Annotated in this window: 29 protein-coding genes and 1 pseudogene; 19 read left to right on the top strand and 11 right to left on the bottom strand. The window is 69.3% G+C overall.

All coding sequences use genetic code 11. The features are described from left to right. Positions 1-2: 2 nt before the first annotated feature. Genes D5S18_RS18250 through D5S18_RS18240 form a run of 3 tightly spaced genes read right to left on the bottom strand, consistent with a single transcriptional unit; the run spans position 3 to position 3,117 of the window. Complete coding sequence (locus tag D5S18_RS18250) at positions 3-1,124, bottom strand: FecCD family ABC transporter permease (protein WP_120042267.1); 1,122 nt, start codon at positions 1,122-1,124, stop codon at positions 3-5. Then, positions 1,121-2,137, bottom strand: coding sequence for a heme/hemin ABC transporter substrate-binding protein (locus D5S18_RS18245; protein ID WP_120042266.1), 1,017 nt, complete (start codon positions 2,135-2,137; stop codon positions 1,121-1,123). The genes D5S18_RS18250 and D5S18_RS18245 overlap by 4 nt, the downstream gene beginning before the upstream one ends. Positions 2,138-2,157: 20 nt before the next feature. Next, entirely contained in the window at positions 2,158-3,117 is a 960-nt protein-coding gene (locus tag D5S18_RS18240; RefSeq protein ID WP_120042265.1) for an aldo/keto reductase, read from the bottom strand. Between the two features lie 215 nt (positions 3,118-3,332). Here D5S18_RS18240 and D5S18_RS18235 point away from each other — a divergent pair, with 215 nt between their 5' ends. The 4 genes from D5S18_RS18235 to D5S18_RS18220 all read left to right on the top strand — a co-directional run bounded on the left by D5S18_RS18235 (position 3,333) and on the right by D5S18_RS18220 (position 6,480). Next, entirely contained in the window at positions 3,333-4,256 is a 924-nt protein-coding gene (locus D5S18_RS18235) for an undecaprenyl-diphosphate phosphatase (RefSeq protein WP_120042264.1), read from the top strand. 13 nt (positions 4,257-4,269) lie between these two features. After that, on the top strand, positions 4,270-5,004 hold the full coding sequence (locus D5S18_RS18230) for a histidine phosphatase family protein (protein WP_120042263.1): 735 nt from the start codon (positions 4,270-4,272) through the stop codon (positions 5,002-5,004). A gap of 85 nt (positions 5,005-5,089) precedes the next feature. Then, the gene (locus D5S18_RS18225) at positions 5,090-5,674 is read left to right on the top strand and encodes a DUF3090 domain-containing protein (RefSeq protein ID WP_120042262.1); all 585 of its coding nucleotides are present in this window, start codon (positions 5,090-5,092) and stop codon (positions 5,672-5,674) included. After that, positions 5,671-6,480, top strand: a complete 810-nt coding sequence (locus D5S18_RS18220; RefSeq protein WP_120042261.1) for an SCO1664 family protein — start codon at positions 5,671-5,673, stop codon at positions 6,478-6,480. Before D5S18_RS18225 ends, D5S18_RS18220 begins: the two co-directional genes overlap by 4 nt. A gap of 69 nt (positions 6,481-6,549) precedes the next feature. Here D5S18_RS18220 and D5S18_RS18215 read toward each other — a convergent pair whose 3' ends face one another. Next, entirely contained in the window at positions 6,550-7,419 is an 870-nt protein-coding gene (locus D5S18_RS18215) for an LLM class flavin-dependent oxidoreductase (RefSeq protein WP_120042260.1), read from the bottom strand. Between the two features lie 202 nt (positions 7,420-7,621). Here D5S18_RS18215 and mshC point away from each other — a divergent pair, with 202 nt between their 5' ends. From mshC to D5S18_RS18200, 3 genes are all read left to right on the top strand, one after another. Beyond that, a complete protein-coding gene (gene mshC / locus D5S18_RS18210) occupies positions 7,622-8,860 on the top strand; it encodes a cysteine--1-D-myo-inosityl 2-amino-2-deoxy-alpha-D-glucopyranoside ligase (protein WP_120042259.1) in 1,239 nt (412 codons plus the stop codon). A gap of 189 nt (positions 8,861-9,049) precedes the next feature. Beyond that, positions 9,050-9,670 carry a membrane protein YczE gene (gene yczE / locus D5S18_RS18205; protein ID WP_120042367.1) on the top strand — a complete coding sequence of 207 codons (621 nt, stop codon included), beginning with the start codon at positions 9,050-9,052 and terminating at the stop codon, positions 9,668-9,670. An 80-nt stretch (positions 9,671-9,750) separates the two neighbouring features. Further along, the gene (locus D5S18_RS18200) at positions 9,751-10,263 is read left to right on the top strand and encodes a mycothiol transferase (RefSeq protein WP_120042258.1); all 513 of its coding nucleotides are present in this window, start codon (positions 9,751-9,753) and stop codon (positions 10,261-10,263) included. Between the two features lie 9 nt (positions 10,264-10,272). Here the strand turns inward: D5S18_RS18200 and D5S18_RS18195 are convergent, their stop codons facing one another. The 4 genes from D5S18_RS18195 to D5S18_RS18180 form a co-directional block, all read right to left on the bottom strand. Continuing rightward, positions 10,273-11,067 carry a thioesterase family protein gene (locus D5S18_RS18195; protein ID WP_120042257.1) on the bottom strand — a complete coding sequence of 265 codons (795 nt, stop codon included), beginning with the start codon at positions 11,065-11,067 and terminating at the stop codon, positions 10,273-10,275. A gap of 193 nt (positions 11,068-11,260) precedes the next feature. After that, complete coding sequence (locus D5S18_RS18190; protein ID WP_120042256.1) at positions 11,261-11,647, bottom strand: peptidase inhibitor family I36 protein; 387 nt, start codon at positions 11,645-11,647, stop codon at positions 11,261-11,263. A 182-nt stretch (positions 11,648-11,829) separates the two neighbouring features. Then, entirely contained in the window at positions 11,830-12,318 is a 489-nt protein-coding gene (locus D5S18_RS18185; RefSeq protein ID WP_120042255.1) for an NUDIX hydrolase, read from the bottom strand. 170 nt (positions 12,319-12,488) lie between these two features. Beyond that, positions 12,489-13,106: a TetR/AcrR family transcriptional regulator gene (locus tag D5S18_RS18180; protein WP_120042254.1), complete on the bottom strand. Its 618-nt coding sequence runs from the start codon at positions 13,104-13,106 to the stop codon at positions 12,489-12,491. 155 nt (positions 13,107-13,261) lie between these two features. Between D5S18_RS18180 and D5S18_RS18175 the strand changes: the two genes are divergently transcribed. Then, complete coding sequence (locus D5S18_RS18175; protein WP_203236801.1) at positions 13,262-13,783, top strand: CcdC protein domain-containing protein; 522 nt, start codon at positions 13,262-13,264, stop codon at positions 13,781-13,783. Positions 13,784-13,793: 10 nt separating this feature from the next. On the opposite strand, the gene D5S18_RS18170 is transcribed toward D5S18_RS18175, so the two are convergent. Then, the gene (locus tag D5S18_RS18170) at positions 13,794-14,396 is read right to left on the bottom strand and encodes a GNAT family N-acetyltransferase (protein ID WP_203236800.1); all 603 of its coding nucleotides are present in this window, start codon (positions 14,394-14,396) and stop codon (positions 13,794-13,796) included. A 280-nt stretch (positions 14,397-14,676) separates the two neighbouring features. On the opposite strand from D5S18_RS18170, the gene secY reads away from it, so the two are divergent. From secY to D5S18_RS18140, 6 genes are all read left to right on the top strand, one after another. Continuing rightward, positions 14,677-15,972: a preprotein translocase subunit SecY gene (secY, locus tag D5S18_RS18165; RefSeq protein ID WP_120042252.1), complete on the top strand. Its 1,296-nt coding sequence runs from the start codon at positions 14,677-14,679 to the stop codon at positions 15,970-15,972. Positions 15,973-16,049: 77 nt separating this feature from the next. Further along, the gene (locus D5S18_RS18160; protein ID WP_120042251.1) at positions 16,050-16,940 is read left to right on the top strand and encodes a response regulator; all 891 of its coding nucleotides are present in this window, start codon (positions 16,050-16,052) and stop codon (positions 16,938-16,940) included. A 108-nt stretch (positions 16,941-17,048) separates the two neighbouring features. Continuing rightward, positions 17,049-17,636: a pyridoxamine 5'-phosphate oxidase family protein gene (locus D5S18_RS18155; RefSeq protein ID WP_120042250.1), complete on the top strand. Its 588-nt coding sequence runs from the start codon at positions 17,049-17,051 to the stop codon at positions 17,634-17,636. A gap of 46 nt (positions 17,637-17,682) precedes the next feature. Next, positions 17,683-17,910 carry an acetyltransferase gene (locus D5S18_RS18150; protein ID WP_120042365.1) on the top strand — a complete coding sequence of 76 codons (228 nt, stop codon included), beginning with the start codon at positions 17,683-17,685 and terminating at the stop codon, positions 17,908-17,910. A 166-nt stretch (positions 17,911-18,076) separates the two neighbouring features. Then, positions 18,077-18,469, top strand: coding sequence for a GNAT family N-acetyltransferase (locus D5S18_RS18145; RefSeq protein WP_203236799.1), 393 nt, complete (start codon positions 18,077-18,079; stop codon positions 18,467-18,469). 51 nt (positions 18,470-18,520) lie between these two features. After that, positions 18,521-19,069: a cysteine hydrolase family protein gene (locus tag D5S18_RS18140; RefSeq protein WP_120042248.1), complete on the top strand. Its 549-nt coding sequence runs from the start codon at positions 18,521-18,523 to the stop codon at positions 19,067-19,069. Between the two features lie 3 nt (positions 19,070-19,072). Here the strand turns inward: D5S18_RS18140 and D5S18_RS18135 are convergent. Continuing rightward, a pseudogene (locus D5S18_RS18135) lies at positions 19,073-19,594 on the bottom strand (LLM class F420-dependent oxidoreductase); the annotation flags it as partial. A gap of 63 nt (positions 19,595-19,657) precedes the next feature. On the opposite strand from D5S18_RS18135, the gene gloA2 reads away from it, so the two are divergent. Next, positions 19,658-20,044 carry an SMU1112c/YaeR family gloxylase I-like metalloprotein gene (gloA2, locus tag D5S18_RS18130; protein ID WP_120042247.1) on the top strand — a complete coding sequence of 129 codons (387 nt, stop codon included), beginning with the start codon at positions 19,658-19,660 and terminating at the stop codon, positions 20,042-20,044. Here the strand turns inward: gloA2 and D5S18_RS18125 are convergent. Beyond that, entirely contained in the window at positions 20,032-20,778 is a 747-nt protein-coding gene (locus D5S18_RS18125; protein WP_120042246.1) for a DUF2470 domain-containing protein, read from the bottom strand. The two genes, gloA2 and D5S18_RS18125, sit on opposite strands and share 13 nt — an antisense overlap. 94 nt (positions 20,779-20,872) lie before the next feature. Here D5S18_RS18125 and D5S18_RS18120 point away from each other — a divergent pair, with 94 nt between their 5' ends. From D5S18_RS18120 to D5S18_RS18105, 4 genes are all read left to right on the top strand, one after another. Further along, positions 20,873-21,961, top strand: coding sequence for a hypothetical protein (locus tag D5S18_RS18120; protein WP_147403990.1), 1,089 nt, complete (start codon positions 20,873-20,875; stop codon positions 21,959-21,961). Positions 21,962-22,027: 66 nt separating this feature from the next. Beyond that, positions 22,028-22,678, top strand: a complete 651-nt coding sequence (locus D5S18_RS18115; protein WP_120042364.1) for a HEAT repeat domain-containing protein — start codon at positions 22,028-22,030, stop codon at positions 22,676-22,678. Between the two features lie 11 nt (positions 22,679-22,689). After that, positions 22,690-23,682 carry a HEAT repeat domain-containing protein gene (locus D5S18_RS18110; protein ID WP_120042244.1) on the top strand — a complete coding sequence of 331 codons (993 nt, stop codon included), beginning with the start codon at positions 22,690-22,692 and terminating at the stop codon, positions 23,680-23,682. Between the two features lie 74 nt (positions 23,683-23,756). Beyond that, a complete protein-coding gene (locus D5S18_RS18105) occupies positions 23,757-23,939 on the top strand; it encodes a hypothetical protein (protein ID WP_120042243.1) in 183 nt (60 codons plus the stop codon). The last annotated feature ends 123 nt before the right edge of the window (positions 23,940-24,062 follow it).

Raw genomic sequence — 24,062 nt, 5'->3', positions numbered from 1 at the left:
GGTCATGCCCACCCTCCCGATCGGGCGCGGGTGCGGCGCAGCAGCCAGAAGAAGAACGGACCGCCGATCAGGGAGGTGAGCATGCCGAGGGGAAGGTCGGCATTGGCCACCAGGGAGCGGGCGCAGACGTCGGCGAGCAGCAGGACGACCGCGCCGAGAATGGCGCTGAGCGGGATGAGGACGCGGTGGCCGGGACCGACGATCATGCGCACCAGGTGCGGGACGATCAGCCCGATGAACATGATGATGCCGGTGAAGGCGACACCCGCGGTGGTGAGCAGCGCGACGACCAGGATGACGGTGCGGCGCAGGCGTTCCACGTCGACGCCGAGGTGCCGGGCCGCCGATTCGCCGAGGGCGAGCAGATCCAGGCGCGGCGCGACGAGGACGGCGGCGAGCAGCCCACCCGCGCAGAGCACCGCGACCACCCCGACGGCCTCCCAGGTCGCGCCGTTCAGACTGCCCAACTGCCAGAACACGATCTGGTCCCGCGCGGCCGGGCTCGCCACGAACACCAGGAAGGCGATGAGCCCGGCGGCGAAAGCGTTGATCGCGACCCCGGTCAGCACCAGGGTGACGACCTCGGTGCGTCCGTTGGACCGCGCCAGCAGATAGACCAGCAGTGTGGTCAGCAGTCCGGCCGCGAAGGCGGCCGCCGCCACCGACCAGGACGCCACGAACGCGCCGCCGAGCACGATGACCGAGCCCGCGCCGACCGCCGCTCCCGCCGACACCCCGATCACACCGGGCTCCGCGAGCGGATTCGCGAACACGCCCTGCAGCAGCGCCCCCGCCGTCGCCAGCGCCGCGCCGACCAGGATCGCGAGCAGCACACGGGGGAACCGCACCTGCCACAGCGTCACCTCACCCGCGGGATGCGCGGGCAGCGGCCCCCAATCCAGCCCGATCCGATGCAGCACACTGCCCGCCACCTCGGCGGGCGTGGTCGGCACCTGCCCGATCGCGGCCGAGGCCAACGCCAATCCGACCAGCGCCGCGATCGCCACCGCGAACACCAGCGCGGTGCGTCCCGAATTTCCCCGCCCGCCAGCGCGTATCGCGGGATCGGGCACATGCGGAACCGAATCGTCCCGCGTGTCGGGCGTATTCACCGAACCGGTCATGCCGAGGTCGGCCCGTAGAGGGCGTGCGCGAGCGCGGCCAGGACGCGACCGGTATTGGGTCCGAAGCTGAGCAGCACCGAATCGGCTATATCGACGACCCGCTTGTCGCGACCCGCCGGCGTCTGGGCCAGGCCCGGAATCTTGGCGAGTCCGTCGACGCCGCCAATGGATTCGAGTCCGTCGGTCATCACCAGCAGCGCATCGGGAGCGGCCGCGATCATCGCCTCACTGGTGATGGACGTGAACGGCTCCTGCAAACCGGAGGCCGTGCCCGCGTCGCGGGCGCCGAGCGCGGCGATGAGCGAATCCGCGCCGGATCCCGGTCCGGCGAGCATGGTGATCGCGGTGCTGCGCAGGTAGAGCATGGCCACGGTGAGCGGCTTGTCCTGCTTGGGGACGGCGGCCTTCGCGGTGTCGATCTCGGCGGCGGTGCGGCGCGCCAACGCCTTTCCCGCCTCGGGCACGCCCAGGGCCGCGCCGACGGATTCGATCAGCGGCGCGACCCCGTCCATGGTCCGCGTCGGATCGAAATAGACCGTGGTGACACCGGTGGCGCGCAATTGCTCGCGCATTTGCGGTGTCACGGTGGTGGTGTCGGTGAGGAAGACCGACGGCCGAAGGGCCAGCAGCGCCTCCATATTCAACGAGCCGTTACCGCCCGCCACATTCGTCACCTGCCGCACCGCCGGGAACGCGGCCGAACTGCTGCGCCCGACCAGCCGGGGGCCGAGCCCGAGCCCGAACACCGTCTGGGCCAGGGTGCCGGAGCGATCCACCGCGACGATCCGACCGGCGTCGGTGACGGTCACCTCCGCGCCGTCGAAGGATCGCACGGTCGCGGGCAGCGCCGGGGTGGGTTCCGGCCCGATCGGCACCGGGTCGAGTCCGTCGAGCGTGGCGGTGGCGTGCCCGCGCTGAGCGCCCCCGGCGGCATGGTCGGCACCGCAGGCGGTGCCGCCGAGAATCAGGGTGAGCGCGAGCACGGGCAGCGCGGCCCGCCGGAGGAACCTCATGCGGGCAAGGCTAATCTTCCTCACTCTGTGCGGGCGCTCACGTCGTCGAGGGCGGCGGCGATGGCACGGGGCAACTCCAGCGTCTCGGCGGCCATCACCCCGGTGAGCTGGCCGATATCGCGCGCCCCGACGATCATGCTCGCGATGCCGGGCCGGTCGCGAATCCAGGCCAGCGCCACCGCCAACGGCGAGGTGCCCAGCCCATCGGCGGCGGTGACGAGCGCCTCCACCACCCTGGTGGCGCGCTCGTCGAGCCGGTGGCGGATCTCGGCCGCGGTGGCCTCGTCCGCGCCGCGCGAATCGGCCGGGACACCGTCGCGGTACTTGCCGGTGAGGATGCCGCCCGCCAGCGCCGCCGACGCGATCAGCCCGACGCCGTGATGGGCGGCGGCGGGCACCACATCGGTCTCCGCGCCCCGCGCCAGCAGCGAGTACGGGGTCTGGGCGACGCTGATCGGCGCGATCGCCGCCAGACTCGCCAACTGCCACGCCGTGTATCCGCGCACCCCCGCGTAGCGGACCCGCCCGGAGGACAACGCCGCGTCCAGGGTGGCGGCCACCTCGTCGAGCGGGGTTCCCGGATCCCACACGCCCACGTTCCAGATGTCGAGGTGGTCGGTGCCCAATGCCGCGAGGGTGCGATCGAGCTGGCGCAGCAGGGTGCGCCGCGAGGCATCCGGCGTCGGCGGCCGCGGCGGCAACCCGTCCAGCGGCGGCTCGAGCGGGGCGAGCACACCCGCGCATCCGCTCAGCACCAGTTCCTCGCGCGGCACCACCGCGTCGAGCAGTTCGCCCAGGATCGCCTGGGCCGCACCGCCCGCGTAGGCGTGGGAGGTGTCCACCAGCGTGCCGCCCGCCTCGGCGAAGGCCGCCAATTGCACGGCCGCGCCGTCGCCGTCGGTATGCGCACCCCAGGTGTGGGTGGCCAATCCGATCCGCGACACCCGCAGGCCGCTGCGACCCACCGTTCGCTGTTCCATCACCGCGTCCGCGCATTCGTCACGGCGCAAGCATAAAGAGCGGCGCGGGGTGCGCGGGGCCACCGGCCGCCGGTGCGTCCCCCGCGCCGGACACTGTACTGTCGCTGCGTGATTGCGGCGCGCAGCGAACCGGTCGAATCGGGCGAGGATCCAATTGCCCAGTCGGGCCGGGATTTTCGGGCGCGGGAACAGGAGGGTGTGTGACGGGCGAGTCGATGACCTGGGTGCAGGCGCTGGTGCTGGGCCTGGTGCAGGGTCTCACCGAATTCCTGCCCGTTTCCTCCTCGGCGCATCTGCGCATCGTGTCGGCGGTGTGCTTCGGCGACGACGCGGGCGCATCGTTCACGGCGGTCACCCAATTGGGCACCGAGGCCGCCGTGCTGGTGTATTTCGCCAAGGACATCTGGCGCATCGTGCTGGCCTGGTTCGCGGGCGTCGGCGCGCGATTGTCCGCGCGGCGCGCGAATCCCGCCGTCCACCAGGAACTTTCGCGGGTGCCGCTCGCGGATCGGGTGACCACCAAACTGCCCGTGATCGATCCCCAGCGGGAATTGGACTACCGCGTCGGCTGGTATGTGATCATCGCCACCATCCCGATCGGGGTGCTCGGCCTGCTGTTCAAGGACGCGATCCGCACCGGGGCGCGCAACCTGTGGCTGGTCTCGACCATGCTGATCGTGTTCGCGCTGGTCATCGCGGCGGCGGAATACTACGGGCGGCAACGCCGTCCGATCGAACAGCTCACCACCCGCGACGGACTGGTCATGGGATTCGCGCAATGCCTCGCGCTGATTCCGGGCGTGTCGCGTTCGGGGGCCACCTCGTCGGCCGGACTGTTCGCCGGGCTGACCCGGCCCGCGGCCGTGCGGTTCTCATTCCTGCTGGCGATCCCGGCCGTCACCGCCTCGGGCCTGTTCAGCATCCCCGACGCGTTCGCGCCCGCCGGGGAGGGGCTCAATGCCAGTGGCGCGCAACTGATCGTGGCCACCATCCTCGCCTTCGCCGTCGGCTACGCCTCCATCGCCTGGCTGCTGCGCTTCGTCGCCGAACACAGCCTCGGCTGGTTCGTCGGCTACCGCATCGTGCTCGGCCTCGCGGTCATGGGGCTGCTCGCGACCGGGGCGGTGTCGGCGACATGACTAGGCTGATCCCATGACGGTGATCCTGTTGCGACACGGCGTGTCCACCTCGAACACCGCCCACACCCTCGCCGGACGCGGATCCGGCGTCGATCTCACCGAGCGCGGCGCCGCCCAGGCCCGCGCCGTCGCCGACAGACTGGCCGACCTCCCCGTCGAACACATCGCCGCCTCGCCGCTGCTGCGCTGCCGGCGCACCGTGGCCCCGCTGGCCGAACGACTCGGGCTGGAACCGGACTTCGACGACCGACTCATCGAGGTCGACTACGGCGAGTGGACCGGGCGGCCCCTGCACGAACTGGTCGACGAACCGCTGTGGAAGGTCGTGCAGCGCCACGCCTCCGGCGCGGTGTTCCCCGGCGGGGAGGGGCTTGCGCAGGTGCAGGTCCGCGCCGTCGCCGCCATTCGGGAGATCGACCGCGCCCTCGCCGCGGAAAAGGGCCGCGACGTGCTCTGGGTGGCATGCTCGCACGGGGATGTGATCAAGTCGGTCCTGGCCGACGCGCTCGGCATGCATCTGGACGGATTCCAGCGCATCGTCGTCGAACCGGCCTCGGTCAGCGTCATCACCTACACCCCGACGCTGCCGCGGGTGCTGCGGGTCAACGACACCGCCGACCTGTCCGCGCTCAAACCGCCACCGGTCCAGGCGGATTCCCCGCCCGCGGGCGCCCCCGTCCCCGGCGGGGAGATCGGCGCGGCGGACGACGCGGATAATGGGAATGCGGAGCGCACCGATTCCTTTTAGTAAGTACGCGGCGCGTTGCTCGCAGAGGTATGTGGCGCGCTGCCGCAGGTAGTCGATGTTGAGGGTTACGCATCAGGAGGTGCAGATGGCACGAGCGATCCATGTATTTCGCACCCCCGATCGTTTCGTCGCCGGGACCGTCGGTGAGCCGGGCGATCGCGCATTCTATTTGCAGGCCGTGCAGGAACCACGTGTAGTGAGCGTCCTGCTGGAGAAACAGCAGGTCAAGGTGCTCGCCGACCGAATGGGCCTGCTGCTGGACGAGGTGGCGCGCCGGTTCAGCGCGCCGGTGCCGCCGCCCGCCGACGACATCGTCGACAGCGCGCCCCTGCTCACCCCAATCGACGCCGAATTCCGGGTCGGCACCATGGGCCTTGGCTGGGACGCCGACGCAGGCGCCGTGGTGGTGGAACTGTTGGCCATCACCGAGACCGAGGTCGACGAGTCCGTGGTGCTCGACGACACCGAAGAGGGACCCGACGCGGTGCGGGTCTTCCTCACCCCGATCCAGGCGCGCGAATTCGCGCTGCGCTCGGCCAGGGTCATCGCCGCGGGCCGCCCGCCGTGCCCGCTCTGCGGGGAACCGCTGTCCCCGCGCGGTCACATGTGTGTGCGCACCAACGGCTACAAACGCGGCGATATCTTCGGCGCGGCCGACACCGAGGAGTGAATCCGGTGACTACAGACCGATTCCACGGCGGCGAGCTGACGGTGATCGGTCGGGTGAATGTCGCGAGCAACGTCACGCTCGTCTGCGATATCGACCAAGCGGATATCGACGACGCACTGCGTGTGGTCTATAAACCGGTGCGCGGCGAGCGCCCGCTGTGGGACTTCCCGGACGGCACCCTCGCGGGCCGCGAGGTCGCCTCCTATCTGGTGTCCGAGGCCCTCGGCTGGGGCATCATCCCGGAAACCATCCTGCGCGAAGGCCCCTACGGCCCCGGCATGGTGCAGCGCTGGGTGCGGGCCGTCGACAACCACACCGAACGCGGTGACCGTCTCGACCTGGTCGACCTGTGCCCGGTCGGCGCGGTCCCCGAGGGGTTCTGCGAGATCCTGCGCGCCGAGGACGCTTCGGGCGAGGAGGTCTCCCTAATCCACGCCGATGACCCCCGCCTGCGCCGCATGGCCGTGCTCGACATCCTGCTCAACAATGCCGACCGCAAGGGCGGCCACGCACTCGAGGGCGTCGACGGGCAGGTGTACGGCGTCGACCACGGCATCTGCCTGCACAACGAACACAAACTGCGCACCGTCCTGTGGGGGTGGGCCGGTCGGCCCATCAGCGAGGACCTGATCGCCGATATCGCCGTCTTCGTCAAATCCGTGCCCGGCCCACTCGCCGAGGCCCTCGCCCCGCACATCACCGACGCGGAGATCGAAGCACTGCTCGTGCGGGGCCGCGCGCTGCTCGACAACCCGGTGATGCCCATGCCCCGCACCTCCCGCCCGATCCCCTGGCCCGCATTCTGAGCAGGTCCGCGCGGACCGCGAGTTTGCGTCGCGTGCGTTCTCGCGTCGACTGCCCGCGCGGTGGCTCGCTCAGGAGACGAGGGGACGGACCTGTTCGCCGATGAAGCGGATGAAGCCGACGAGATCGGGATCGTCCTCGGTGGGTTGCAGGATGACGGTGTCCGCGCCCGCCTCGACGTAGCGGTGGACGGCATCGGCGATGGCGTGGGCGTCTCCGGCGACGCCCGCACCGGGTTGATGCGAGGGGCGGGTCGCTTGGGCGCGGGCGAGGCGCTCGGCGGCGTCGGGACCGGTGGCGGCCTCGATATTGGCGATGAGTCGATGCGGGCGGGTGCGGCCGGATTTCGCGACGCCCTCGGCGATGAGCGTGCGGGCGGCGCGCACACCCTCGGGGGAGGTGCTCGAGGTGAGAGTGACGCCGTCGGCGTACCGGCCCGCAAGTCGCAGTGTCTTGGGTCCTGAGGCGGCGGCGATGAGCTGGGTGGGGACGGTGGGCGGGTAGACGAGGCTCACGCCGTCGAGTCGCACGTATCGGCCGTCGACGGAGACCTTCTCACCGCCGAGCAGTCCGCGCAGCGCGTCGAGTTGTTCGCGCAGCAGGGTGAGCGGGGATTCGACGCGGGCGCCGATCTGTCCCATCCACTCCTGCACGCCGTGACCCACACCGGGGACGAGGCGACCCGGATGCGCGCGCAACAGCACACTGAGCTCCATGGCGGTGACCGCCACATTGCGCAGCGGGGTAGGCATCACCCCGATACCGACCCGGATCCGCTCGGTCCGCGCGAGAATCGTCGCGGCACTGGCGATCGCGCCGCCCCAGAAACAGTCCTCCCACACCCACAGCTCGTCGACTCCGCTGTGCTCGGCCGCGTCGGCCGCCGCCGCGAGGTGTTCGGGGGGTAGGTGGGGCATCGACACCGCGCCGAGAACAGTCATGCCCGCCAAGTTAGCGGCCCGGTGTCGGAGTCGCACCCGAATTGCGGTGCGGTCGTCGGGATATCAATCCGCGGGACCGGAACCGTTGACATCCGCGAAACCCCGCGAACTCCCTGGTGGCGCTGCGGGTTCGCCGGTCGAGGACCGGGCGCCGCCCAGGGGCGGGGGTGGATGATCTCGACCACACCTTTACCCTCGAATCATGCAGTCCTGGTCCGAAATCGCCCTACCGACCGTCCCCGGAGCAGGGCCGCCGTTGCGGTTGTACGACACCGCCGACCGTCAGGTGCGCCCGGTGACCCCCGGCCCCACCGCCACCATGTACGTCTGCGGGATCACCCCCTACGACGCCACCCACCTCGGCCACGCCGCCACCTACCTGACCTTCGACCTGGTCAACCGGGTCTGGCACGACGCGGGCCACCAGGTGCACTACGTGCAGAATGTCACCGACGTCGACGATCCGCTCTTCGAGCGCGCCACCCGCGACGGCATCGACTGGCGCGCGCTCGGGACCCGCGAGATCGACCTGTTCCGCGCCGATATGACCGCCCTGCGGGTGGTGCCGCCGCGCGACTACATCGGTGCGATCGAATCGGTGGACGAGGTGGTCGAGCTGGTGCAGAAGATGCTCGCCTCGGGCGCGGCCTACGTGGTCGACGATGCCGAATTCCCGGACATCTACTTCCGTGCCGACGCCACCGACCAGTTCGGCTACGAATCCGGCTACGACCGCGCCACCATGGAGACGCTGTTCGCCGAGCGCGGCGGCGATCCGGACCGTCCCGGTAAGCGCGACGCGATCGACGCCCTGCTGTGGCGCGCCGCCCGCCCCGGCGAGCCGTCGTGGCCCGCCCCGTTCGGCGCGGGACGCCCCGGCTGGCATATCGAATGCGCGGCGATCGCGCTCAATCGGATCGGTCCGGAATTCGATGTCCAGGGCGGCGGCAGCGACCTGATCTACCCACATCACGAGTACTCCGCCGCACACGCGGAATCCTTGATCGCGGGCCGTCGCTTCGCCCGCCATTACGTGCACGCGGGTCTGATCGGACTCGACGGCGAGAAGATGTCCAAGTCGCGGGGCAACCTGGTGCTGGTGTCGCGGCTGCGGCAGGCGGGCGTGGATCCGGCGGCGATCCGGCTCGGCCTGTTCGCCGGCCACTACCGGCAGGACCGCATGTGGACCGACGAGGTGCTGCGGCAGGCGCAGTCCCGGCTGGATCGGTGGCGGCGGGCGAGCGCTCTCGCGTCCGGTCCCTCGGCGGCCGACACGATCGCCCGGCTGCGTCAGCATCTCGCCGATGATCTCGACACGCCGAAAGCTCTGGACGCCGTGGACAATTGGGCGCATTCGGCACTCGAGTACGGCGGTTCGGACGCGGCCGCGCCCGGTGATGTCAGGAACGCGGTCGACGCGCTGTTGGGTGTCGCGCTCTAGCGAGGAAGTGCTCAGGGCGTTCGAGCTCCGAACGGCCGGCCCCGGTGTGCGGGGCCGGCCGTTCGCATTCACCGACCTCTGGAGCGGGGCGGCGGCGACTGCGGCTGATCCGATGAGATCCAGTTGTGGGGCCAGTTTTTCGCCAGTGGATATGGATCAAGTGTCCAGTTGTGGTCGATGCTGGTCGGCATGCTTCGTCGTCTACCGGCGCTGTTCGTCGGACTGTGGTTGTACGGGTTGTCGATGGCCCTGATGGTGCGGGCCGGGCTGGGGCTCGACCCGTGGGATGTGTTCCATCAGGGGGTCGCGGCACATGTGCCCGTGAGTTTCGGGGTGGTGACCGCCGTGACGGGAGCGCTGGTGCTGCTGGCATGGATTCCGCTGCGGCAGCGGCCCGGATTCGGAACGGTCAGCAATGTGGTGATGATCGCGGTGTCGGTCGACGCCGGGTTGGCGTTGCTGGGGCACCCGCAGTGGTTGCCCGTGCGGATCGCGCTGCTGGTGGGCGGAGTGGCCTTGAACGCGGTGGCCACCGTCCTCTATATCGGGGCGGGCATGGGTCCGGGACCACGCGATGGCCTGATGACCGGGCTGGTGCGACGCACCGGGTGGTCGGTGCGGGTGGTGCGCACCTCGATCGAGGTGACGGTGCTGGCGATCGGATGGCTGCTGGGCGGCAATGTCGGTGCCGGCACCCTGCTCTACGCGTTGGGGATCGGTCCGCTGATCCAGGTGCTCATCCCGGTGGCGAATCGGCTGCTGCCCGGCTTCCGGGAGCCCGAACCCGAACCCGTCCCGGTCGCCGGGTAATCGCCTGTGCCGCGCGGGATCCCGATCTGTCGGATCCCGGTTGTAGGGTCGTCGGAACAACCCCTTGGAGTGAGGAAACCATGACCAGCGCCGAGCTACTGACCGACGCCTTCGAACGCGTCCGCGAGGAAGTGCACGCCGCCGTCGACGGACTGTCCGTCGCGGACCTGTCGCATCGGATCGATCCGGGCGCGAACTCCATCGCCTGGCTCGTCTGGCACCTGACCAGAGTCCAGGACGACCACGTCGCCGCCGTGGCCGGTCTGGAGCAGGTGTGGCTGGCAGGCGGCTGGTTCGACCGGTTCGCCCTGCCCGTCGACAAGCACCGCATCGGCTACGGCGACACCGCCGATCAGGCCGGGGAGGTGCACGCCTCCGCCGAACTGCTCACCGGCTACTACGACGCGGTGCACGAGCAGACTCTGCGCTACGTGCGCGACCTGGTCGACGCCGACCTGCCCCGCGTCGTCGACACCCGCTGGGATCCGCCGGTCACGCTGGCCGTGCGATTGATCAGCGTCATCTCCGACGACCTGCAGCACGTCGGCCAGGCCGCCTACCTGCGCGGCGTCCTCGGTCGGATCGCGAAATAGCGGGCCGGGTCAAGGAATAAGGGACAGTTGCCGCGACTGGGCCACCGGCGCGCCGGTGCTGTCCCACATCTCGAAATCCTCCTCGTGGAATCCGTCGATGAGGAAGCGGGTGCCCACCCGGCAGGCCAGCCATCCCGGCGCGGGCCTGCGGCGGATGTGCGCGGTGAGTTCGATGGTGGAGGAGGCGGGCACCGTCCCCAGATCGAAGACGGCGGGCATGGCGGCATCGACCAGCAGTGCCAGCGCGATCGGGTCGGCGTCGCGACCGTCGGCGAAGCGCATCCAGAATTCGACGACGGCGGTGCCGCCCGGTTCGCCGCGCAGGAATCCGGGCAGTCGCGGCATCCGGAATTCGACCCGCTCCGCGATGCCGGGCATCGGGTCGACGATGGGGTTCACGCATTCCTGCGGCGGTGGCAGCACGGGCGGGGCGCCGATGATCGCGGTCGGCCCCTCGGCGGCGGCGAGATCGCTGAATGTGGCCAGCACGCGCAGGATTTCGCGCCCCTCGCGGAACAGTGCGGCCTGCCCGGTGGCGGTGCGCCGCCCGATCCGGACGGTCTCGGTGGTGATGCGGGCGGGTCCGGCGGTGCCGGGCCGCAGAAAATGCGCGGAGGCCGCGATCAGATCCGGGTGCGGGATCTCCTGTCGCAGCGCCTGCAGCGCCGTCGCGAGCAGATAACCGCCGTTGGCGGTGTTGGCGGGGGTGTACCAGCGTCGCGACAGTTCCAACGCGTACTCGTGCTCGCCCACCCTGGTGCTCGCGGTATCGGTGTCGTAGGCGTAGCCCGCCGTGGTCGTCATGCGTCGATCCTTTCCCTTGGCTCACGATCATCCCCGGCGCGGGATTTCGCGTCCGCTGCGGGGTGGTCCGTGTCACTGCGAAGGATGCGCTCGGTGTTGCGGGTCGCGCCCGAATGTTACTGCGCGGGTCGCGCTCGAAGTTGCCGCGAAGGATGCTCGGACGGGTCGCGGACCCGTCCGAGCGAATCCTCGCCTACAGGATCCGGGCGGCGCGGACCTTGATCGAGGTGGGGTCGACGCCCATCCCCGTGCCGATGTCCTGATGGATTCCGCCGCAACCTTCTTGGCTGTAGAGGCGCACCGTATGCCCGGTCTGATTCGAGACCGAGTTCAGTCCCGCCGGGGCCGGGAACGGCGTGTAGCAGGTGCCCACGACGGTGCCACCCAGCCAATTGCCCTGGAAATGCGGCTTGTTCCAGACGCAGAACCAACCCTGCGGGCACAGCGTCATCTCTTGGACGCCGGACGGAGCCTGCGGCTCCATCTCATCCGGTTCGGCTCCCGCGAGACCGGCGGTCGACAGCGATGCCACGAGTGCGAAACACAACATTCCGGCTTTGACGAACACAGACCTCTTCATGATCCAGTTCCTTCCCGTTGTTTGCCGGTTTCTTTCCCGTGCCGACGAGCGTTCCGTCGGCGACCGGTGCAAACTCACCGGTCTGTTCCTCAGGGCGTGAGCCTAGGACCGGCAGCGGTCGCAATCCCGACAGCAAGGTCGCGTGCGCGAGTCGGACGAATTTTCCCCCGGCAGGCTCGGATTCAGCGCTCCAGGAGGATCGGAGTCCGCGGCGGTCCGGCGCGGAGCAGATCCGGGAGGAGCCGGGCCAGGTCGCGGGGGACCAGGCGGTCGGTGGTCGCCCGCAACTCGTCGAGCGTCCACCAGTGGTGCCCGGTGACCGTGGCCCGTTCCACCTCGGTGAATCCGGACGTGTCGACCTCGAATGCCGCTGTGCGGGTGAGGAAATAGTGCTCGCGGCAGTCATAGGTGACTCCGCCCCACGTGGCGATCAGATTCCGCCGCCAAACCATGGGGCCGAGCGCTATGTCGTCGAGCCCGGTCTCCTCCCGCATCTCGCGAATCGCCGCCTGCTCCGGAGTCTCCCCCGGATCGCATCCGCCACCGACCGGAAGCCAGAACGTCCGCCCGTCGGCCTCGTCCGTGCCGGAGAAAAGCAGAATCCGATCATCCTCGTCCACCAGCAGGATTCGGGCCGTGGGGCGTAGAACGGGTTGGGCGGGTGCCGACATCTCTGTTCCTCGAGTTCGTCGCGACCGGGCCGCACTACCGCAGGCCCGCGTGTCCGGACCCTTGCGTATCAAACGTTGGGCCGCCCTGCCAATCACGGCAAGGCCGATCCGTGTTGGGGCGGCTTGTTCGGCAGTGCTCCCGGACGATCCGCGGCGTCCGAGTGCGGAATTCACCCGTTGCGGACGAGGGAGGCGAGGTGCAGGCGTAGGACGGCGCGAATGGTGTCGGGGTCGCGGCGGCCCGGATCGATGACTGCGGCCAGTGCGAGTCCGTCGAGTAGGGCGGCTAGGCGGTCGCTTTCGTGCTCGAGGTCGCCGATCGTGTCGTTCAGGACGCCTGCCTCGGCCATGCCGGTCAGTGCGCGGTGGGCGATCCACCGGACACCGGAGGCGAGCTCGAGGGCGATCGGGGCGAGTGCGGGGTGGGAGCGGGCGGTGGCGGTGAAGGCCAACCAGACGGCGGCCTCCTCCAGGCGGGGCGGATCGAGGGGGAGGAGTTCGGCGAGGACCTGTTCGGCGAAATGGCCGGGTCGCGGCCGGGTTTCGGTGTCGCGCCGCGCGAGGTGGGCCTCGACGCGCAGGTTGACCCGGTTGTTGAGTTCGGCCAGGGCGAAGCCGAGCAGTTCGGTGTGACCGTCGAAGTAGTGGCGCACCGATCCGATGGCGAGTCCGGCTTCCTCGGCCACCCGACGCAGGGACGCGCCCTGCACTCCTTCCTCGGCGACCACCCGGAAAACGGCGTCGGCCACCGCTTTCCGGCGCTGGATGGGGTCGACGATCTTCGGCATGGGCGTCCTAACTCTGTATCTCGCGGCCGCGTGGTCACGCTTCGTTGCCGTCTCCGGCCCCGTCGCTCGGCCGCGGGTCATTCGTTCGGATGACGGCTTTCTAGCACACTCACGCTAATTTAATTAGCACGCACATGCTATTAAGGAGTGGTGACTTGAGTTCGACCCTGACCTTCGTCGTCGTGGCGGCGCTGGTGATCGGCGTGATCGTCAAACGCTTCATCGGCGAACCCCTCAATGCGCGCGACACCCTCATTCCCCCGGTCGTCCTGCTGGGCATCGGCGTCTACAGCCTCACCAAGGTCCACGACATCTCCGCCGTCGACGTGCTGTGGCTCGTGCTGGGCTGCGCGGCGGGCCTCGCGTTCGGCGCGGTGCGCGGCACCACGATCCGCCTCAGCGACCGCGACGGGCACCTCTGGCAGCGCTACAGCCCGTGGACCCTCGTCGTCTGGGTGGTCTCCACCTCGGTCGGCCTCGGAATCGGCTACGCCGCCCACTATTTCGGCGTCCACCCCGACGCCCGCCCCATCACCCTGTCCATCGGCGTCTCCCTTCTCGGTGAAGCCACCACCCTCACCCTGCGCGCCCTCCGCACCGGCATCCCCTTCGCCCCCGAACGCGACCGCGCGAGCGGCACGTCCCTCGACGACCTTCGGACCCGATTGCGGAGGTAGCGAGACAGCGCTACGCGGGATGCCCGTGGTGGACGGCCCATTCGTCGGCGAGGATCGACATGATCGTGGCATCGAACCATTGGTCGCCGTAGCGCTGGGATCGACGCAGGACCCCTTCGGAGCGGAAGCCGACCTTCTCGTAGGCGCGGCGGGCGCGGGGGTTGAAGGCGAAGACCTCGAGGGAGATGCGGTGCAGGCCGATCTCGTCGAAGCCGTAGCCGACGGTCAGGCGGGTGGCTTCGGTGCCGAGGCCGCGCCCCTGGCCGCCGGGGCCGATGAGGATGCGGAGGTTGGCGCTGCGGTTGCCGGGATCCCACCGATTGAGCACGACCTCACCGACGCAGCGGCCGGCGCCGAGTTCGACGACGGCCAGGTCGAGGCGGTCGGATTGTTCGGCGCGCGTCGCGTACCACTCCCGCAGCTTCTCCCGATACTCCGGCGGGTCGGCGGCGAGCGCCGCCTGCTCGTCGTGCGCGCTCCCGGTGAGCCTGCGCACCTCCGGATCGGCGAGCGCCGCAACGAGAACAGGCAGATCCTCGGCCACGAACGGGCGCAACACCACCCGCTGCCCGGTCAGGGTCGGTTTGGCGGAGAACACGGTGGTCTCGGGCACCGGCGAATTATCAACGGTCGCCGGCGCCCGCCGCAAATCCACCTATTCAGTGCTCCGGTAGCGGGCCTGCGTCGATCAACCGCGACAGGTTGGCGGACCGGGGTGAATCCGGCATCGACCTCGGGCGAGATGTCGTTTTCACCCTACTGGCTCCCTCCATCGCGGGAGCCCGATCTCCGCCTTCGCGCCGACGTCGTGGCAGGTTGCGGTCCGTAGCGTCGAAGTCTCCCAACGGGTTCCGATTCGGCGGACCCGGCGAGATCGGCTTGCAGGAGGATGTGTGCTGTCCGCGTTCGGACCGGCGTTGCGTACCCCGGAGATTCGGCGGAAGATCCTGGTCACGCTGGGGTTGCTGGCGTTGTTCCGGCTCGGTGCGGCGTTGCCGTCGCCGGGGGTGGACTATCCGGCGGTGAAACGGTGTCTCGCGGTGGTTTCCGGGGGTGAGGCGGCGGGGATCTATCAGATGGTGGATCTGATCTCGGGTGGGGCGATGCTGCAACTGTCGGTGTTCGCGGCGGGGATCACCCCGTACATCACCGCGAGCATCGTGATCCAACTGTTGACGGTGGTGATCCCCAGGTTCGAGGAGTTGCGCAAGGAGGGCACGTCCGGGCAGGCGCGGCTGACCCAGTACACCCGCTACCTGACCATGGCGGTGGCGCTGTTGCAGTCCTCGGCGTTGGCGGCGTTGGCGGCGCGCAAGCAGTTGCTGCGCGGCTGCGCGGACAACATTCTCGCCGATTCCTCTCTGTTCGCGCTGCTGGTGCTGGTCGTGGTGATGACGGCGGGTGCGGCGCTGGTGATGTGGTTCGGGGAGTTGATCGGGGAGCGCGGGATCGGCAATGGGATGTCGCTGCTGATCCTGACGGGGATCGTGGCGCGAATTCCCGGCCAGGGCAAGGCGATTCAGGAGCGGGGCGGGCTGGTCCTCGCGGGGGTGTGCGTGGCGGCGGTGCTGACCATCGCGGTGGTGGTCTATGTCGAGCAGGGGCAGCGGCGGATTCCGGTGCAGTACGCCAAGCGGGTGGTGGGTCGGCGCATGTTCGGCGGGGCGTCGACGTATCTGCCGCTGAAAGTGAATCAGGCCGGGGTGATTCCGGTCATCTTCGCCTCCTCGCTGCTGTCGCTGCCGACGCTGCTGGTCCAGTTGACGCAGGGACCGGACCCGAGCCGGTGGGCGCAACTGGTGCAGAAATATCTGGCGAATCCGACCAACCCGGTCCATGTGATCGTCTACTTCGCGCTGATAGTCGGCGGCACCTACTTCTACGTGTCGGTGACCGTGGACCCGGTCGAGCGGGCCGAGGAGATGCGCAAGTTCGGCGGATTCATTCCCGGCTACCGACCGGGCAGACCGACCGCACAGTTCCTGAGTCGTGTGCTGACCAGGATCACGCTGCCCGGCGCGATCTACCTCGGCGTGGTGGCGGTCGCACCGACCCTGCTGCCGGGTTCGGCGGAGAGTTTCGGGTTCGCGGGCACTTCGGTGCTGATCGTGGTGAGCGTCGGCCTCGATACGGTGAAGCAGATCGAATCCCAGGTGGTGAGCCGCAATTACGCGGGATTCCTGCGCTGAGTCCCCCGATCGGGGGAACACCGGATACCGCACCCGGCCGATGTACATCGCCGCGCCCGCGACCTACGGTGGGACGAATGGTCCCGCCCACCCCGAAACGTCACCTGCTGCGGGTGGCGTCGACGCTCGTGCTCGCGCTCACCGCCTCCACGGTGTCGGCGGGTCCGGCGCTCGCCGCCGCCCCGACCACCGCCGCGGGCGGAGTCACCGAACTCGAACCGCGCCATCCCGCACCCGCTTCCGCCGATCAGGGTGTCTGCCCGGCCGATGCCGCACCGCAGGCCCGACCGACCATCACGGTGCTGCTCGCCAACGATCACCCGGTGTTCCGGACCGGGCTGCGCGCGGCGCTCGGCACCGAACCCGACCTGGAATGCGTCGCCGAGGTCGACGACGGCGCGGCCGCCACCCGCGAGATCGCCCGCCTGCGCCCCGATATCGCCATCCTGGACCTCGATATGCCCGATCTGGCCGACCCGGCCGTCCTCGATTCGGTCGCCGATTTGGGCAGCCGCACCCGCCTGCTGACCCTCACCGCCCGCGACACCGACGAAAACCTCTACCGCGCACTGCGTCTGGGCGCCAGCGCCTTCCTCACCAAAACGCTGCCGCCGCCGGAACTGGTCGCCGCCATCCGGGCCGCCGTGCGCGGACACACCCTGCTCGACCCGCACCGCACCGGCAGGCTCATCGCCCGCCTCACCACCGGCATCGACCCTTTCCCGACCGCACCCGAACTGGCGGCCCTCAGCGCCCGCGAACACGAGGTGCTGCTGCTGATCGCCGATGCCCGCACCAATCCCGAGATCGCCCGCGCCCTGGGCGTCGGCGAGCAGACGGTGAAGACGCATGTGTCGAATGTGCTGGCCAAGTTGGGGGTTCGCGATCGGGTGCATGCCGCGGTGTACGCGCACACGCGACGCATCGTGCCCTTCCCGTCCCATGGGGCCGACCATTCATCGGCGTGACGGCGGCACGGCACAGCGGCCGATCACCGCGCGGCTGAGACGAATTTCACCGGAGACCCGGCGTTCGCCGTGGTTACGCTGAATCGGTAGATCGACCGAGGGAGGCATATGGCCAAGGAGTTCGAGCACCTGGACGAATCCCTGCGGCGCTTCATCGGGGCGCAGGCGATGTTCTTCGTCGCCACCGCGCCGTCGGAGGGCGGGCGAGTGAACCTGTCTCCCAAGGGATACCGCGACACCTTCGCCGTCCTGGACGATCACACCGTCGCCTACCTCGACCTGTTCGGCAGCGGTGTCGAAACCATCGCCCACCTGCGCGACAACGGCCGCATCACCGTCATGTTCTGCTCGTTCACCCGCAACTCCAGAATTCTGCGACTGTTCGGAACCGGTCGCGTCGTGCGTCCCGACGACACCGAATTCGCCGAGCTGCGCACCCATTTCGGTCTCGAGCATCCCGGTATCCGCGCGGTCGTCGTCATCGATGTCGAACGCATCGCCGACGCCTGCGGCTATTCGGTGCCCTACTACGAACTGGTCGGTGAACGCCCGGTCCTCGACACCCACCACGCCAGGAAGACCGAGGAGGATTTCGCCCGCCGGATCGAGGGCGACAACGGGCACAGCATCGACGGGTTGGCGGCCCTCGACGCCGACCACCCACTGCCCTCCGAGGTCCAACGCACCTCCCCGTAATGTCCTGCGTCCGTTAATGATCGGCTCGATGGGACAGAATCGAGCGATGAGCCTGCCCACCGAGATCAGCACCGACCGCCTCGTCCTGCGCCCGGCCCGCGCCGCGGCCGCCGAACTGCCCGACCAGCCGGTCCTGCTCGTCACCCAGACCGTCAACGAACGCTCCCTGCGCCTCGCCGCCCGCCTGGGCTTCGAAACCGTCGACACCTTCGAGGAATTCGGCGCACAGCAGATCCTCGCCACGGTCGGCCTGCACACTTTCCTGGAACGATAGGCGCCTGCTCCGAGTGGGCGGGATCGGATTCCCCTGCCCCGATAGGAGAGTCGGACTTGTCATGTGTCGCGCCTGCGACGAGAGTTGATCACACCACCGAGGATCGGAGCGAACCATCGATATCAGGCCCTACCAAGCCGATGACCGTGAACTCTGCCTGGACATCATGCGCGGCAACACCCCGGAATTCTTCGCACCGGAGGAACTGGCGGAATTCGCCGAGTTTCTCGACGATCCGGGGGAGTACTTCGTCGTCGAGGAGGACGGGCGGACCCTGGCCTGCGGGGGATGGGCGATCAAACCGGACGGGACGGCGTCGCTGTGCTGGGGCATGGTGGTGCACACGCACCATCGTCGGGGGATCGGCTCCTATCTGTTCCGCGAGCGGATGCGGTTGATCCGGGAGGACGGCACGGCCTCGGCGGTGAAACTGGTGACCAGTCAGCATTCGCGCCCCTTCTACGAGCGGCTCGGATTCACGGTCACCGGTATCCGCCCGGAGGGATTCGCCCCGGGGCTGGATGCCGTCGACATGCGGTGGGACCGTCCGGTTTCCTAAGGTGGAGCCGGTGAGTATCCCATTGCCGTCCCGCACCGTCGGGAGCCTGTCATGACCACCGCTTTGATCATCGGGGATGTCCAACGCGGCATCACCGACAACTACCCCGTCACCAGGCAGGTCCTCGCGCCGCTGACCGACCTGCTCCCGCGTGCCCGCGCGGCGGGTGCACTGGTCGTGTTCGTTCGTTTCGCGTTCCGCCCCAACGGAACCGACCTGCCGCCGCGCAACCCGATGGTCCGGTCGTTCTTCGACGTCGGCGACGCCTTCCACGAGGGGTCGCCCGGCACCGAGATCGCGCTGCCCGTCGCGGCGCAGGACGTGACCGTGCTCAAGCGCCGCGCGAGCGCGTTCGCAGGCACCGATCTCGACCTGGTGCTGCGCGCCAACGGCGTGGACACCCTCGCGATCGCGGGTGTCGCGACCAACGGGATGGTCGTCGCGACCTGCCTCGACGCGGCGGACCGCGACTACCGGGTGACGGTCCTGCGCGACGGCTGCGCCGATCTCGACCCGGCCGTGCACGACTTCTTCATGGACACCGTCTTCCCGGCCCGCGGGTTCGAGGTGGTGTCCTGCGCGGACTGGTCGATCATCTGATCCTCAGCAGCGTGCGATGACCTTCTCGGCGAACCGTTCGAGGTGAGCGATCTTGGTGTCGAGCGTCTGAGGATCGGGTCCGGTGGTGTAGGGATCGCGGAAACCCACGATCACATCGGTGACACCCTTGTCTCCAGACGTTTGACACCCTCGACGGTGAACCCGTCGGGCGAGATGACGTGCACCTCGAAATCCGAGCGGGTCTCGTACTCGACCCGCAGCCGACCGAGCCGCGCGAGCAGGCGATCCAGTTCGGCCGGAGAGCCGCCCGCGTGCATCCAGCCGTCACCGCGCCGCGCGGCGCGCTGCAGCGCGGGCGCACCGTGCCCGCCGATCAGGATCGGCACCGGCTCGGTCGGCACGGGAGCGATCCTCCGGCCACGGACTGATCCCCACCCCGAGCCCGAACCGGTTGCCGCTCAACACCGCCACCGACGCGGTCTGCTTGGCCACCAGCACCGGCGGCCGGATCGGCAGCTTCAGCACGAACGGCGTGAACCGCCGGTTCCCGCCGATAATCCCGATCAGCGGACACTTCGGCTATACAACGTCGCCACTCTCCGAGCTCGCGCCGGATACCGTCACTGCGTGAACTTCCTCGGCATCCACCACGTCGCGATCATCGCCTCCGACTACGCGCGCTCCAAACGCTTCTACACCCGGACTCTCGGCTTGCCGATCATCGCCGAGCACTACCGCGCCGAACGCGACTCCTACAAACTCGATCTGGCCATCCCCGGCGGCGCCCGCCTGGAACTGTTCTCCTTCCCGAACCCACCCGCACGCCCGACCCGTCCGGAAGCGACCGGCCTGCGCCACCTGGCCTTCGCCGTCCACGACGTCGCCGCCACCCGCGCCGAACTCGCCGCACAGGGCGTGCGCGTGGAGGAACTGCGCACCGACGAGTTCACCGGCAAGGCCATGGCCTTCTTCTTCGACCCGGACGACCTGCCGCTGGAACTCTACGAGGCGTGAACACCGTCCTCGGCGGCATCGGCCCGCCGCGCCAATTCCTCCATCGCGGGCCACAATTCGTCGATCCCGTCCAACTGCCGCGCGAAACCGACCCTGGTGAACGTCCGACCCCGCACCAACCCCACCGCCAAATCCAGCCCGTACCGATCCGCCCGCACACACATCGCCGACACCGCCTCCGGACACCCACCCAACACCCGCGCCAGCGCCAACAACGCCCCCGACTGCTCCGCATTCAACCGCCCGACCTCCCGACCCGCCACCGGCACAATCGGATCCGGCCGCGCCGCCAGGAACTCGCGCCCCGACGCCGTCCCCGTCCGGCCGTCACCCCCCACCCACCGCAACCCCAACACATCCATCTCCCACAAATCCTCCTCCACCATCTCCTCACCCTCGACCGCCAACACGGCGGCCCGCGCCGCCGCCACATCCACCGGCTCCTCCAGCAAACCCACCAGCGTCACCTGCGCACCCGCCGCCACGATCGACACACTCGCCGACGGATCCCGCATCAAATTCGTCACATGCTCATCGCGCCCGAACGTGCGCACCACCGGCCGACCCGCCGCCACCCCGAAATCCACCGGCGACGCCCACGGGCCGTCTGCGCCCACACTCGCCAACGTCGCCGTAATCGCCGACACCACAACAGTTTTCGCTTCCTCTGCCACCGAAGGACGCACCGGCTCGGCCACCGCCGCCAACTGCGGCACACCCGCATCGAAACTCATGCCCCCAAGCGTGCCACAGCGAAACGCCGCCACCGAGAACGCAATCGGTCGCATTGCCCGCGCGCCGAACCCCCCGATCGGCAAGACTGACCCGGTGACCCGATACGCCTTCGATACCGACCGCAACGCACTCATCGCCACCTGGGCGAGCGGCCGCGGCGACCTCGCCGAAACCGTGGCCCTGCTCCCGCCGGTGAACACCGAGCACGCAACGGATCTGGCGTCGCACCTCACCACCCTGTCCCGCTTCCAATGGCGCACCTACACCCACCCCGCAAGCGCCGCAGGCGATCCGGACATCCCGCACAGCGAGGCCTACCGCCGCGCCGAAGAACGCCGCAACTTCAAAGAAGTCGAACCCGGCATCCGCACCCCCAACCTCCCCACCGAACACGGACTCGTCGTCTCCTACAGCGGCGTCGTCGAATCCGCCCACCGCCTCGGCCGCACCCTGCACGCCATCGACGATCCCGGCCTGCGCACGGCGATCATCGAGGAGATCCGGCGCGAACAAGCCGCCATCGAATCCGCCGAACTCGGCGACCTCACCGGCCGCGCCCGCCAAGCCGTCGAACTCTCGCGCCCCGACGTATCACCGGCCCAGGTCCAAGCCGCCGACGACCTGCTGCGCCAAGACCCGCTCGGCAGCATCGAACTGTTCACCGAACTCGATCCCGCCTCCGCCGCCGTCGCCGCCGCCCACTGGCTCTACGCCGCCGCCGAGGCCGCGGGCGAACTCGCCGAACTCGCCACCGTCGACGTCATCGCCGAAGCCGACGATATCGAGGCCCTCCCCGTCGAAATCCCCACCCTCGTCCTGGAACGCCTCACCGCCGGCGAAACCCCCACCGATGTCGTCACCGACCTCATCGCCGAAGCCATGGCAGTCTCGGAAGGGCACGTCCCCAACCCGTGGGGCGTCGTCGCCCGCGTCGCCGATATCGAGGAACAGGCCCGCAAACACAATGTCGACGGCGCGACCCGCGCCGCCCTGCTCGCCGAATTCCGCATCAGCCGCCTCGACCCCACCCGCCCCGCCCTGGACCTGCTCGAAGACCTCCTCGACGGTATCCGCGGCTGCCTGCTTCTCTACGTCGAACACAGCGCCGAGGACGCCCCCGAGACCAACTTCATCGAAGACGTCCGCGCCGAGGCCGACGACAACCGCGACCGCCTGCTCTGACCCGCACCACCTCCCCACCGCGACTTGACCTTGTCACGATGTCAAGGTCTTGACTGGGTGGCGGAGGTGGTCCCCATCAATACGACACACAAACCGCTCGACGCCCTTTCCGCCGCGAACTCGTCCACCAGACTCGGTGCGGCCCTGGCCATCGGCACCCATCCCGAACCCGACTACATCGACCCACTGATCCGACGGTGCGCACTCGAACCCGACTTCTACGTCCGCGACATGCTCACCTGGGCACTGACCCGGCACCCCGCCGAGATCACCGTCCCGAAACTGCGCGCCGAACTGCGCTCCGACCAGGCACAAGCCCGCAGCCAAGCACTGCACACCCTGTCCAAGATCGCCGACCGGACCGCATGGCCCGACATCACACCCGCACTGCTGCGCGACACCGACGACGAAGTCGCGCGGGCCGCATGGCGCGCTGCTGTCGTCCTCGTCCCCGACGACGCGCGGCCACAACTGGCCGCCGAACTCACCACCCAGCTCGGCCGCGGCGACCGCGAGGTACAACTGAGCCTGAGCCGCGCGCTCACCGCACTCGGCGACACCGCCGAACCGGCCCTGCGCACCGCTCGGACACATCCCGACCCGACCGTGCGCGCCCACGCCGCCGCCACCGAACGCCTACTGCGCGACCCGGACTCCGGATTCCACCTCGCCATCGACGAGGCACGACGAGTCGCCGCGCTCGGCCCCGACCGCTAAGGAGATCCCCCGTGCTGATCGGTGAGGTCGCCCGCCGCTCCGGAGTGAGCGCCCGCATGCTCAGGCACTACGACGCCCTCGGACTGGTGCGACCCACCGGCCGCACTTTCGGCGGCTACCGGGAATACGCCCCCGCCGACATCCGACGCATCTTCCACGTCGAGGGCCTGCGCACGCTGGGACTGACCCTCGAACAAGTCGCACGCGCCCTCGACGACCCGGCCTTCACCCCGAGCGTGCTCGTCGGCGACCTCATCCGAGAAACCGAGGAACGCCTCCACCGCGAACGCGAACTCCTCGACCGACTCCGCACCGTCGACGCCGCCGAACCCTACGACTGGCAAGACGTCCTGCGCCTCATCGAACTCCTGCGCGCCCTCGGCTCCCCGAACGCCGCCCACCGCCAACAGGCCGCCCTCACCGACGACACCATGCCCGCCGACCTGCTCGCCGAAGCCATCCTCACCGAAACCGACCCGAACGTCGCGGGCGCCCTGCGCTGGGCACTGACCCGCGCCGAAGGCGACGGCGCCACCCGCCTCGCCGCGGGCCTGCGCGCCACCGATATCGACATCCGTCGCCGCGCTCTGCATGCTCTCGCCGAACTGCCCGGCGAGGAACCCGCCGCCCTGCTCACCGAAGCGCTTCACGACAACGACCGGGACATCCGCCGCCGAGCCGCCCTGGCCCTCGGCGCACGCGGCGACACCGGCGCCATCCCCGAACTCGTCGCCACCGTCGTCACCGGCCCCAACGACGTCGAAGCCGCCGAACACCTCGGCGCACTCGCCCACGACCCGCACTGGGCCACCCGAATCATGAAGGCGCTCACCGACGCCCTCACCACCCCCGACCAGGCCGCCCGACTACGCCTCACCCAGGCCCTCGCCGAAATGCCGGGAACCCTCGCCCTGAACACCCTGCGCCAACTGGTCGACGACGACGACCGAGCCGTTCGGCTGCTCGCAGGCGCCCTGGTGCGGACCCTTGAGGAAAACCCATAGGCCCCATCAATCCTCGATGCGGATCTTCCCCCGGGTCATAGCCATTCGATGTCGGGGCAATAGGGTTTGACCGCATGGCAGTCCTCTCCCGCCCCATCGGAAGCCTGGCGATCATGAGTCTGGCGTTCGTACTCAGCGTGGCGGTTGCGGTTCCGCTGCTCGCGACCCTCGCCTTCGCGGCCATCGGCCACCCCGAATGCGCGACCATCCCGGAAGATGTGGGTCCCTGCGGATACTTGGCGCGCGTTGCGTTCTAGGTCGTGTTTAAGAAGTAGGTCGGTGCTGGTTGCGGCGGTGTGAAACTTGTTGTTGGGCATGGTGTGTCGTTGGCTGGGAATGGGTGAGGTCTCCGGTAGATGGTTTGTTTACCAAGACGAACC

The sequence above is a fragment of the Nocardia panacis genome, from assembly GCF_003598715.1.
GTDB lineage: Bacteria > Actinomycetota > Actinomycetes > Mycobacteriales > Mycobacteriaceae > Nocardia > Nocardia panacis.
The sequence above is the reverse complement of the archived record's forward strand: the minus strand, read 5'-3'. Positions and strand labels throughout refer to the sequence as shown.